Source organism: Kitasatospora sp. NPDC114501 (assembly GCF_055633695.1).
Genome location: NZ_JBVKDS010000001.1, coordinates 199,869 through 210,986, shown reverse-complemented (window position 1 = coordinate 210,986; position 11,118 = coordinate 199,869). Strand labels below are relative to the sequence as shown.

General features: G+C 72.9%; 10 protein-coding genes. 3 read left to right on the top strand and 7 right to left on the bottom strand.

Annotation, left to right across the window (positions count from 1 at the left end; translation table 11 throughout):
* Positions 1 to 7 precede the first annotated feature (7 nt).
* Positions 8 to 1,003, top strand: a complete 996-nt coding sequence (locus ACZ7RU_RS00900; protein WP_470338821.1) for a hypothetical protein — start codon at positions 8 to 10, stop codon at positions 1,001 to 1,003.
* 35 nt (positions 1,004 to 1,038) lie between these two features.
* Here ACZ7RU_RS00900 and ACZ7RU_RS00895 read toward each other — a convergent pair whose 3' ends face one another.
* The 6 genes from ACZ7RU_RS00895 to ACZ7RU_RS00870 form a co-directional block, all read right to left on the bottom strand.
* A complete protein-coding gene (locus tag ACZ7RU_RS00895; protein WP_470338820.1) occupies positions 1,039 to 1,578 on the bottom strand; it encodes a ribonuclease in 540 nt (179 codons plus the stop codon).
* 256 nt (positions 1,579 to 1,834) lie between these two features.
* Positions 1,835 to 4,543 (bottom strand): pyruvate, phosphate dikinase, encoded by a 2,709-nt coding sequence (gene ppdK / locus ACZ7RU_RS00890; RefSeq protein WP_470338819.1) that lies wholly within the window; start codon positions 4,541 to 4,543, stop codon positions 1,835 to 1,837.
* 564 nt (positions 4,544 to 5,107) lie between these two features.
* Complete coding sequence (dusB, locus tag ACZ7RU_RS00885) at positions 5,108 to 6,277, bottom strand: tRNA dihydrouridine synthase DusB (protein ID WP_470338818.1); 1,170 nt, start codon at positions 6,275 to 6,277, stop codon at positions 5,108 to 5,110.
* Positions 6,278 to 6,363: 86 nt separating this feature from the next.
* Positions 6,364 to 7,188: a DUF4097 family beta strand repeat-containing protein gene (locus ACZ7RU_RS00880; RefSeq protein ID WP_470338817.1), complete on the bottom strand. Its 825-nt coding sequence runs from the start codon at positions 7,186 to 7,188 to the stop codon at positions 6,364 to 6,366.
* Positions 7,189 to 7,190: 2 nt separating this feature from the next.
* Positions 7,191 to 7,835 carry a response regulator gene (locus tag ACZ7RU_RS00875; RefSeq protein ID WP_470338816.1) on the bottom strand — a complete coding sequence of 215 codons (645 nt, stop codon included), beginning with the start codon at positions 7,833 to 7,835 and terminating at the stop codon, positions 7,191 to 7,193.
* Positions 7,823 to 9,037 carry a sensor histidine kinase gene (locus ACZ7RU_RS00870; protein WP_470338815.1) on the bottom strand — a complete coding sequence of 405 codons (1,215 nt, stop codon included), beginning with the start codon at positions 9,035 to 9,037 and terminating at the stop codon, positions 7,823 to 7,825. Before ACZ7RU_RS00870 ends, ACZ7RU_RS00875 begins: the two co-directional genes overlap by 13 nt.
* 135 nt (positions 9,038 to 9,172) lie before the next feature.
* Between ACZ7RU_RS00870 and ACZ7RU_RS00865 the strand changes: the two genes are divergently transcribed.
* On the top strand, positions 9,173 to 9,745 hold the full coding sequence (locus tag ACZ7RU_RS00865; protein ID WP_470338814.1) for a hypothetical protein: 573 nt from the start codon (positions 9,173 to 9,175) through the stop codon (positions 9,743 to 9,745).
* Positions 9,742 to 10,125, top strand: a complete 384-nt coding sequence (locus ACZ7RU_RS00860; RefSeq protein ID WP_470338813.1) for a hypothetical protein — start codon at positions 9,742 to 9,744, stop codon at positions 10,123 to 10,125. Before ACZ7RU_RS00865 ends, ACZ7RU_RS00860 begins: the two co-directional genes overlap by 4 nt.
* On the opposite strand, the gene ACZ7RU_RS00855 is transcribed toward ACZ7RU_RS00860, so the two are convergent.
* Entirely contained in the window at positions 10,122 to 11,072 is a 951-nt protein-coding gene (locus ACZ7RU_RS00855; RefSeq protein ID WP_470338812.1) for a helix-turn-helix transcriptional regulator, read from the bottom strand. The two genes, ACZ7RU_RS00860 and ACZ7RU_RS00855, sit on opposite strands and share 4 nt — an antisense overlap.
* Positions 11,073 to 11,118: the final 46 nt, after the last annotated feature.

Below are 11,118 nucleotides of genomic sequence, written 5' to 3'. Positions count from 1 at the left end.
ACCGGGCATGACCCGCGCGAATCCCCTCGACCCGGTCGCCCTGCTCGGCGCCGACCAGCAGCACATCGCCACCCGGGCACAGCTGCGCCGGCTCGGGGTGCCCTCCGGCACCATCGCCCACCGGCTGCGCCCGGGCGGGCCCTGGCAGCAGGTGCTGCCCCGGGTGATCTGCCTCCAGAGCGGACGGTTGACGATCCATCAGAAGATGCGGGCCGCCCTGGCGTACGCGACACCGAAGGGCCGCGACCCACGGGCCGGGGAGGTGCTGCTGACCGGCTTCGCGGTGCTGGCCGAGGCCGGGCTGCCGAGCGCCGGGCACCCGTCCGACCTGAGCTCGGTCGACATCCTGATCCCCGGCCAACGGCGGGTCGGGGACAGGGAGTTCGTCCGGATCCACCGGGCCTCCGGGGCGATGCCGAGCGGCTTCGAGCGGGACGACGGGCTGTGGAGCGCCACCGTCGCCCGGGCGCTGGCGGACCTCGCGCCGAAGGAGACGGGGCAGCGCCGGTTCCGGGCGCTGTGCGCGGAGGCCGTGCAGCGGCGGCACTGCGAACTCGGCGAACTGCTAGACCAGTTGCTGTCCCGCCCGGGCGCGCTGGGGCTGCCCCAGGTGGCCGGGGTGGTGGAGGACCTGACGGTCGGGGTGCGGTCGGTGGTGGAGGGCGAGGCCCGCGAACTGCTGGCGCACGCGGGGCTGCCGGAGCCGCTGTGGAACCCGGTGCTCTTCCTGGACGGCCGCTTCCTCGCCGTCCCGGACGCCTACTGGCCGCACGCCTGCGTGGCCCTGGAGATCGACTCCCGCGCCTGGCACCTGCGCCCGGCCGAACACGAACGCGGCCTGGCCCGTGCCAACCGCCTGACCGCCGCCGGCCTGCCGGTGGTCCGCACCACGCCGGCCCAGCTGCGCCGCGACCCGGCCCCGGTGCTGCACGAGCTGACCGCCCTGGTCACCACCGGCCCGCACCCGCCGCACCCCCGGATCACCTGGCGGCGGGCGCGGTGAGGAGGCCGGGCCGGGGCGGCCTCCTGCGGCCGCGCTCAGCAGCGGGAGTCGATCTCCTGGAAGGTGGCGTAGTGGTCGGCGGACCAGTACTGCTCGCCGGAGTCACCGGTCACCACCCGGCGGGTGCCGCGGTCGTTGGAGCCCGGGGTGACCACGGTGTACTCGTGGTAGTAGCCGCCGGCCTTCCTGGGAAGGCGGTTCTCGCGGTTCTCGAAGACGATGCCGTCGCGGTTGTAAGGGTAGGGGCCGCCCTTGGCGATCAGGGTGAGGGTGTCGACGGCCTGGCTGGGCAGCTTGGTGCGGCAGACGTCGGCCATGGCCGGGTCGGTGGGGACCCAGGTGGCGGCCGGGGCGGGGGTGGTGGCGCCGCCCCCGGCGGGCGGGGTCCGCTTGGGGGCCGAGGGTTCGGCCGCCGTGGCCCCGGCCGTCGACGGACCGGCGGTGGCGGCCGCGGTGCGGCTCGCGCCGGCCTTGGGACGGCCGCTCCCCTTGTCCGTGAGGAGGTACCCGACCCCGGCCAGGACCGCCAGGAGCAGCACGGCCACGACGACGAGCGGGTTCTTGCGGTTGGTCATGCGGTCCAGCTTGGCAGGCGGCCGGTCCGCACCGGGCGAGCTACACGCGTGGCCGCCGCCACACCGGGGCCGGACGCGCGCCGCGCCCGGTCCGCGGGCAGACGTACGGCCGGGCGGGAACGGACGCCGTTGTCCGTTCCCGCCCGGCCGTGTCACGTACGCCGGTTCTCCTGCGCCGAGCTCCGGTGTACGCCCTCCCGACGGGAGGGAGAGCGGTCAGTCGTACCCGCGCGTGCGGAGGGGATGCCTACCCTCCTCAGCGCGAGTCGCTGCCCGCCGACTCGATGGCGGCGCGGCCGGCCTCCAGGCGCGCCACCGGGATCCGGAAGGGGGAGCAGGAGACGTAGTCCAGCCCCACCTCGTGGAAGAAGTGGACCGAGTCCGGGTCGCCGCCGTGCTCGCCGCAGACGCCGAGCTTGAGGTCGGGGCGGGTGGCCCGGCCGGCCTCGACGGCGTGCCTGACCAGCGAGCCGACGCCGTCGCGGTCGATGGTCTCGAACGGGGAGACCCCGAAGATGCCCTTCTCCAGGTAGGCGGTGAAGAACGAGGCCTCCACGTCGTCCCGGGAGAAGCCCCAGACCGTCTGGGTCAGGTCGTTGGTGCCGAAGGAGAAGAACTCGGCGGCCTCGGCGATCTGCCCGGCGGTCACCGCGGCGCGCGGCAGCTCGATCATGGTGCCGAGCTTGATGTCCAGCGTCACGCCGGTGGACTCGGCGACCTCGGCGAGCACCCGCTCGCACTCGTCGCGGACCAGCTCCAGCTCCTGGACGGTGCCGACCAGCGGGATCATCACCTCGGGGCGCGGGTCCCCGCCGGCCAGCTTGCGCTCGGCGGCGGCCTCGGCGATGGCCCGGACCTGCATGCCGAACAGGCCGGGGATGACCAGGCCGAGGCGGACGCCGCGCAGGCCGAGCATCGGGTTCTGCTCGTGCAGCTTGTGCACCGCCTGGAGCAGCCGCAGGTCGTTCTCGTTCGGGTCCTTGCGGGCCTCGGCGAGGGCGACGCGCACCGACAGCTCGGTGATGTCGGGCAGGAACTCGTGCAGCGGCGGGTCGAGCAGGCGGACGGTGACCGGCAGGCCGTCCATCGCCTGGAAGAGCTCCAGGAAGTCGCCCTTCTGCATCGGCAGCAGGGTGGAGAGGGCGAGCTCGCGGTCCCTGTCGTTGTCCGCCAGGATCAGGTGCTCGACCTCCTTGCGGCGCTCCTCGCCGAGGAACATGTGCTCGGTGCGGCACAGGCCGATGCCCTGGGCGCCGTAGCGGCGGGCGCGCGAGCCGTCCTCGGCGTTGTCGGCGTTGGCCCGCACGGCCAGCCGGCGGCGGCCGTCGGCGTGCGACATCAGCCGGTGCACGGCCTGGACCAGCCCGCCCTGGACGTCGGCGCCGGCGTGCAGGGTGCCCTCGAAGTACTCGACCACGGGGGACGGCAGGACGGGTACCTCGCCGAGGTAGACCTTGCCGGTGGCGCCGTCGATCGAGACGATGTCGCCCTCGTGGATCACCTGACCGTCGGCGGTGGTGAACTTGCGGGCCTTGGTGTCGACCTCCAGCTCCTCGGCGCCGCAGACACAGGTCTTGCCCATGCCGCGGGCGACCACGGCCGCGTGCGAGGTCTTGCCGCCGCGCGAGGTCAGGATGCCCTCGGCGGCGATCATGCCGTCCAGGTCGTCCGGGTTGGTCTCGCGGCGGACCAGGATGACCTTCTCGCCGGAGCGGGACCACTTGACGGCGGTGTACGAGTCGAAGACGACCTTGCCGATCGCGGCGCCCGGCGAGGCGGCCAGGCCCCAGGCGATCTGCTGCGATTCGGCGTTCGGGGCGAAGCGGGGGAACATCAGCTGCGAGAGCTGGCCGCCGGTGACCCGCATCAGGGCCTCGTCCAGGTCGATCAGGCCCTGGTCGACCAGCTGGACGGCGATCCGGAAGGCGGCCGCGGCGGTGCGCTTGCCGACGCGGGTCTGCAGCATCCAGAGCTTGCCGCGCTCGATGGTGAACTCGATGTCGCAGAGGTCGCGGTAGTGGTTCTCGAGCGTCTGCATGATCGCCATCAGCTCGTCGTACGACTTCTTGTCGAGCTTCTCCAGCTCGGACAGCTGCAGCGTGTTGCGGATGCCGGCGACGACGTCCTCGCCCTGGGCGTTGGACAGGTAGTCGCCGTAGACGCCCTGGGCACCGGTGGAGGGGTCGCGGGTGAAGGCGACACCGGTGCCGGAGTCCTCGCCGAGGTTGCCGAAGACCATGGTGCAGACGTTGACCGCGGTGCCCAGGTCGTTCGGGATGCGCTCCTGGCGGCGGTACAGCCGGGCGCGGTCGCCGTTCCAGGAGTGGAAGACGGCGTGGATCGCCAGGTCCATCTGCTCGCGCGGGTCCTGCGGGAAGGCCCGGCCGGTCTCGCGCTCGACGATGCCCTTGAACACCTCGACCAGGTCCCGGAGGTCGGAGGCGTCCAGGTCCAGGTCGTTGACGGTGCCCTTGGCGTGCTTGGCCTCGTCCAGGGCCTCCTCGAACAGCTCGCCGTCGACGCCCAGCACGGTCTTGCCGAACATCTGGACCAGGCGGCGGTAGGAGTCCCAGGCGAAGCGCTCGTTGCCGGACTGGGCGACGAGGCCGGCCACCGAGGCGTCGGAGAGGCCGATGTTGAGGACGGTGTCCATCATGCCGGGCATGGAGAACTTCGCGCCGGAGCGCACCGAGACCAGCAGCGGGTTGTCGGCCTGGCCGAGCTTCTTGCCCATCTCCTGCTCGAGGGCGTCCAGGTGGGCGCTGATCTCCTCGTGGAGGGAGGTCGGCTCGCTACCGGTCTCCAGGAAGACCTTGCAGGCCTCGGTGGTGATGGTGAACCCCGGAGGGACGGGGAGGCCCAGGTTGGTCATCTCGGCCAGGTTCGCGCCCTTGCCGCCAAGAAGATCCTTGAGGTCCTTGTTTCCTTCGGTGAAGGAGTAAACAAACTTCTGCTGGGACGGCACGGGTCGGTCTCCTCGTACGCGGTTGCCCTGACGCCGGAGAACATACCCATTTCGAAGGCGCTTCTCTGCCCTGAATAGGCCACCCGTGGCCGGTACCAAGCGGTAACCCGCTAGATCGAAAGCGCATAAAGGCGTTCACCTCTGTTGGTGAAATCGTCCCCCTGACGCTAGGTGGCGTTCAAGTCTTGAAGACAAGCAAGCCTGAAGATCACATGATCCGGACGCACGGTAACGACCGCGAGTCCGTGGCGTTGCCCCGGCTTGATTTCCTGCACCCGGATCGCCCGATCACCGGCCGACCGACTTCGGGAAGCGATTCACAGCCGACCTGTCCATTTCGTCCACTGACCGGCCGTCAGCACTCAGCCTATGTGGCAAGCGTCACCAGCGCATCTCACGGGTCGGGCGTAGAGCGCCTCCGCCGATCGTCGCACTGCGTCCAGAAACGTGCTCTCTCCGTGACATCCGACCGACGAAAAGGAGCCCTCTTGTCCAGGATGGACAAGAGGGCTGGGACCTAGTGGCAGTCGACCCCGAGGGGGTGTTTTCGCCGGTTCGTACAGATCATCCGCCAGAGGTGTCCGATTCGGCGTCGGCGCCCGGACGGGCGCAGTCGTACGGATCGTCCAACCACCCCTCCGGCAGGACCACCCGGTTGTTGCCACTGGTGCGCCCGCGCGGGCCGTCCGCACCGGCCGGCCAGCCCTGGGACTGCTCCACCTGGGAGAGGGTTTCGGCCAGTTCGGCCAGGGAGGAGGAGTTGGCGAGCCGCACCCGCAGCTCGGAGCCGACCGAGAAGCCCTTGGTGTACCAGGCGACGTGCTTGCGGAAGTCGATCACGCCGCGGGCCTCGTCGCCCAGCCACTCGCCGAGCAGCTGCGCGTGCCGCACCATCGCCTCGGCCACGTAGCCGAAGTCGGGGCGGGCGTAGTCCACGTCGCCCTCGAAGATCGCGACCAGGTCCCTGAACAGCCACGGCCGGCCCAGGCAGCCGCGGCCCACCACCACACCGTCGCAGCCGGTCTCGCGCATCATCCGCACCGCGTCGTCGGCCGACCAGATGTCCCCGTTGCCCAGCACCGGGATGTGCGCCGGGACGGACTCGCGCAGCCGGGCGATCGCCGACCAGTCGGCCGTCCCGCCGTAGTGCTGGGCGGCGGTGCGCCCGTGCAGGGCGATCGCGGCCACGCCCTCCTCGGCGCCGATCCGGCCGGCGTCCAGGTAGGTGAGGTGGTCGTCGTCGATGCCCTTGCGCATCTTCATGGTCACCGGCAGGTCGCCCGCGTTGGCGACGGCCTCGCGCAGGATCTCGCGCAGCAGGTTGCGCTTGTACGGCAGCGCCGAGCCGCCGCCCTTGCGGGTGACCTTGGGGACGGGGCAGCCGAAGTTGAGGTCGATGTGGTCGGCCAGGCCCTCCTCGGAGATCATCCGGGCGGCCTTGCCGACGGTCACCGGGTCCACCCCGTACAGCTGGATCGAGCGGGGCTTCTCGCTCGGGTCGAACCTGATCAGCTGCATGGTCTTGGCGTTGCGCTCGACCAGCGCCCGGGTGGTGATCATCTCCGAGACGTACAGGCCCCGGCCGCCGCTCTGCTCACGGCACAGGGTGCGGAACGGCGCGTTGGTGATGCCGGCCATCGGCGCCAGCACGACGGGCGGCCACACCTGGATCGGGCCGATGTCCAGCGGCGCGAACTCGGTGTCGGACGCGGTGGATGCGGGCGTGGCTGTCATGCGCGGCTGACCTCGGGTGGTGGGGACGGGACTCTCCATTGTCCCCCACCCGGGTGAGCGGCCTCCGCCCGCTCCGGGGTGCCCCGCTACGGAGCCGTCGAGGGCGCCGCCGGCGACGCCGGTCGTACCGCCGACACCGACCTCGACGGGTTGATCGAGATCGACCCGGAGGTGACCGCGGCGTGCACCCGGTTCGGGCTGGCGGAGTCCGCCAGCACCGGGTCGATCCGGCCGTGTCCGCTGCCGACCTCGCTGGAGAAGGCGTACCGGCTGTCCTTCGGCACGGTCAGTTCCACCGAGCCGGAGGTGGCCGTGGCGTCCACCTCGCGCGGGGTCCTGGCGAACCCCAGCGTCACCGTGCCCGAGCCCACCTGTGCCGTCACCCTGCCGGATTCGAGGTCGGTGCCCTGCACCAGCCCGGAGGTGGCCTGCACGGTCACGTCGCCCGAGGTACCGGACAGCAGCAGCTGGCCGGAGGTCAGCTCCATCCGCACGGCCCCGCTCAGGCCCTCCACCTCGACGGAGCCGGAGCCCACCGAACCGGACACCTCGGTCGCGGCCGGCACCTCCAGCTCGATCTCGGCCCCGCAGCCGAGGTCCGTGAACGGCAGGACCAGGCGGCAGCGCAGGGAGACGTCGAGCACCCCGTCGACGATGACGGCGGACACCACCGGCTTGCGCACCAGCCAGTCCAGGCTCTGGCGGACCACCACATGGCCCTCCCGGCCGGCCCGCACCCTGACCGCGGCGCTGCCGGTCTCCAGGTGGACCCGGTGGATCGCCACGTCGTACGGCCGACTGGTGCTGGTGCGCTGCTGCACCACCATCGACCAGGTCTGCAGTCCGGCGCCGATCATGGCCAGGACGGTCACGACCGTCCCGGTGACCCGCCAGGCCTTCGCCCCCTTCACTGCTACCCGACCTCCAGGAAGCGCAGCACCGCCATCACCCGGCGGTGGCTGTCCTCGGCCGGCGGCAGGTCCAGCTTGGTGAAGATCGAGTTGATGTGCTTGGCCACCGCGCTGTCGCTGACCACCAATGAGCCGGCGATCGCGGCGTTGGAACGGCCCTCCGCCATCAGGGCGAGCACGTCGCGCTCGCGCGGGGTCAGCTTCTCCATCGGGTCCCGGTGGCGGCGCACCAGCAGCTGGGCGACCACCTCCGGGTCCAGCGCGGTGCCGCCCTCGGCGACCCGCTGGAGCGCGTCCACGAAGTCGTCGACGTTGGCCACCCGCTGCTTGAGCAGGTAGCCGACGCCGCTGGTGTTGGTCGCCAGCAGGTCCGCGGCGTAGCGCTCCTCCACGTACTGGGAGAGCAGCAGGACGGCGGTGTCCGGCCACTGCCGGCGGATCACCATCGCCGCCTTCACCCCCTCGTCGGTGAAGCCCGGCGGCATCCGGACGTCGGCGACCACCACCTTCGGCCGGTGCTCCTCGACGGCCGCCAGCAGTTCGGTGGCGTCCCCGACGGCGGCCACGACCTCGAAGCCCACCGCCTCCAGGACCTTGACCAGGCCGACCCTCAGCAGGACCGAGTCCTCGGCGATCACAGCGCGCACGGCAACTCCACGGTGATGGTGGTGGGGCCCCCGAGGGGGCTGAGAACGGACAGCGTGCCGTCGACCGAGGCGGCGCGCTTGCGCAGGCCGGTGAGCCCGGTGCCGCGCGACGGGTCCGCGCCGCCCACGCCGTCGTCGCTGATGACCAGGCGCAGCCGGCCGCCGGCCGTCCGCACCGAGAGGTCGACCCGGTTGGCCCTGGCGTGCTTGGCCACGTTGGTGAGCGCCTCGGAGACGGTGAAGTAGGCGACCGCCTCGACGGTCGGGGCGATCTGCTCGGAGAGGAGGACGTCCAGGCGCACCGGCAGCGGGGCCCGGGCCGCGATGCCGGACAGCGCCGCGTCCAGGCCGCGGTCCTCCAGGACGGCGGGGTGCAGCCCGCGGACCAGGTCGCGCAGCTCGTCGATGGCCGCCTGGGCCTCCTCGTGGGCGTCGACGATCACCTGCATCACCTCGGGCGGCACGTCCTTGAGGGTGCGCCGGGCCAGGCCCAGGTTCATCGCGAGCGAGGTGAGCCGCTGCTGGGCGCCGTCGTGCAGGTCGCGCTCGATCCGGCGGCGCTCGGCGTCCACCGCGTCGACCAGTCCGGCCCGGCTCTCGGCGATCTCCTCGACCCGCCGTTCCAGCGCCTCCGCCCGGTCCGGGCCGAGCAGCCGGCGGGCCGCCCACGCCTCCAGCCGGGCCAGCTGCGTCCCCGTCACCGGTAGGACCGCCAGCAGCAGCACCCCGCCGAGGGTGAGCAGGACGTCCTCCCCGGCCAGACCGGAGCGCAGCGCGGTGCCGGCGGGCAGCAGCCAGATCCAGCCGTACACAGTGGCCAGCACCAGAGCGGCCGCCCAGGCGTACAGCACCGCCAGCGCGGCCACCGCCAGCAGCGGGCCGACCACCAGGTGGTGGAGGACCTGACGCCAGGTCAGCCCCAGCAGCAGGCGCCGGAGCCCGGTCGGCGGCCGCAGCGGCGGCACCTCCACCCCCCGCAGGGCCCGCAGCCGGCCGCGCTGGACGCCGGTCAGCGGGCGGGTGCAGAGCAGGACGGCGGCGAGACCGGGAAAGAGCAGGCTCCCGTCGGTGACGGCCAGCCAGACCGGCACCGCCATGGGTATTCCGGCGGCTGTGAAGCGGACGTCCCGCCAGACCCCGGGCGACCACGGTGGGCGCCGGAGGCTCCTGACGAGCGCTCGGCGCAGCGTGGTGGAGGGCATGCCGGACAGCGTAGGGCCCGGTGATCACGGGCCGCCATGAAGGGGGGTGCCGGGCGGGGGTGTAGCTAGGTACACCCCTGATTCGGTGCAGGGCACCACCGACAGGACGGGGGTCCCGACGGAAGGCTTGAGGGCATGACGAGCACTGCATCGCACTCCGCCACTCCGCCGCACGGGCGGCCCGGTCCGGGGAGTGCTTCCAGGACGCCGGCGCCGACGGGGGCGCTGTCGGAGGAGGCGCTGCCGGAGGGGCTGCTGCCGGAAGGAGCGCTGCCTGAGGGCGCGCTGCCGACCGGGGACGGGCCCTGGTCGGTCCGCGGGGTCGGGTCCGGCCGCGGCCGGGCCGCGCTGGAGCTGTACCAGTACGGGGAGTTGACCGACGTCCTGGTCGCCGCCCGGCTCACCCCGCACCTGCTGCGCGGAGCCCGGCACTGCCCGTCCACCGGGCGGAACCGGCACGTGCTCGCCTGGGGCCGGCTCTCGGCCGACGGCGCGGCGCCCGCGGTGGAGTTCAGCGGGCGGCGGCCGTTCCGCCGGGTGCGGTCGACGGCCGAGGTGGCCACGGTGGCCGGGCGGTTCTGGGTCGCCTGGGCCGAGGGGCCCTTCGACGAGGTGCGGGTCGAACACCCGGCGGGCGGGACAGCCGAGCGGCTGCCGCTGGAGCGGGTCCGCGACCGGGACCGCGACCAGGACCGGGGTGCGGCGTGACCACCGCCGTCCTCGCCGCCCGCTCCGCCCCCTCGTACGTCCTGCCCGCGCGCCTCGCCCAGGTCCCGGTCATGGCCGCGGTCGCGCTGCTGCCCTGGCTGGCGGTCCTTGCCGTCTGCCACGAGACCCCGTGGGTCGTGCTCGACCTCACCGAGTTCGCCGCCCTGCTCTCGCTGGACGCGCTGCTGCGCCGGCGCAGCCCCGCCGCGCTGTGGGCGGGCGCGGCGGTGGCCCTGCTGCTCACCGGGGACGCGCTGGCCGACATCGCCTGTGCCGGTCCGGGCCACGCGGTGCTCGCCGCCCTGGTGATGGCCGGCTGCATCGAACTGCCGCTGGCCGTGCTGTGCCTCCGGCTCGGGCGGGACGCCGCGCGGAACTAAGCCCGGGGCAGCGCGTCCATCAGCGCGCGGGTCTCGTCGTCCAGCGGGGTGTACGTGATCATCCGGGTCCCCAGCTGCGGGCTGAGCCAGAAGTTGGTGTACTCGCAACGCAACAGCCCGACGCCCGGCACCTGGAAGCGCTTGATGCCGTTGCCCGGCCGCATCACGTCGTGCCGCTGCCAGAGCTCGGCGAAGTCCGGCGAGGCCTTGAGCACCCGGGCCAGCAACGCCTTCCAGGCCGGCTCCGAGCTGTGGTCGGCCATCGCCGCGCGGAACCGGGCCACCATGCCGAGGCGCTCGGTGCGGTAGTCGATCAGCACCTCGCGGAACTGCGAGGGCGTGAACGCCATCCACATCAGGTTCCGGTCCTCGGGGGCCAGGGCACCGAGGTCGCCGACGATCGCGGTGTACTGGGCGTTGTGCGCCAGCACGTCGTAGCGGGAGTTGACCACCACGGCCGGGTACGGCGCCAGTCGCTCCAGCAGCAGCCGCACGCTCGGGGTCACCGAGGGGCACTCCCTCACCGGCGCCGGGTCGTCCGCGCCGGCCAGGGTGAACAGGTGGGCGCGCTCGCTCGGGTCCAGCAGCAGCGCGCGGGCCACCGAGTCCAGCACCTGGGTGGACACCTGGATGTCCCGCCCCTGCTCCAGCCACGTGTACCAGGTCACCCCGACCGCGGCGAGCTGCGCGACCTCCTCGCGGCGCAACCCCGGCGTCCGGCGGCGGCCGGTCATCGGCAGGCCCACCTGCTCGGGCGCCAGCCGCTCGCGGCGGCTGCGCAGGAACGCGGCCAGCTCGTGGCGGCGGGCTTCGCCGGGGGTGGTCCGGTGCTGCGCGGCGTCCTGTGCGGCGGCGGCGGCCGGACGGGCTTGCGCGGCGGCTCGCGTTGCGGCGCCTGGCGCTGCGGTGGCCGGACGGGCTTGCGCGGAGGGGGTGGCGAGGCTCATGCTCCCCAGCATGCGGCAGCCGTCAGCCTGTTGCCAGGTACTTCTT

What these genes read in the sequence shown, in the direction of transcription:
- ACZ7RU_RS00900 (WP_470338821.1), top strand. Translation starts at nt 8, where the DNA reads ATGACCCGCGCGAATCCCCTCGACCCGGTCGCCCTGCTCGGCGCCGAC.
- ACZ7RU_RS00895 (WP_470338820.1), bottom strand. Translation starts at nt 1,578, where the DNA reads ATGACCAACCGCAAGAACCCGCTCGTCGTCGTGGCCGTGCTGCTCCTG.
- dusB (WP_470338818.1), bottom strand. Translation starts at nt 6,277, where the DNA reads ATGACAGCCACGCCCGCATCCACCGCGTCCGACACCGAGTTCGCGCCG.
- ACZ7RU_RS00870 (WP_470338815.1), bottom strand. Translation starts at nt 9,037, where the DNA reads ATGCCCTCCACCACGCTGCGCCGAGCGCTCGTCAGGAGCCTCCGGCGC.
- ACZ7RU_RS00865 (WP_470338814.1), top strand. Translation starts at nt 9,173, where the DNA reads ATGACGAGCACTGCATCGCACTCCGCCACTCCGCCGCACGGGCGGCCC.
- ACZ7RU_RS00855 (WP_470338812.1), bottom strand. Translation starts at nt 11,072, where the DNA reads ATGAGCCTCGCCACCCCCTCCGCGCAAGCCCGTCCGGCCACCGCAGCG.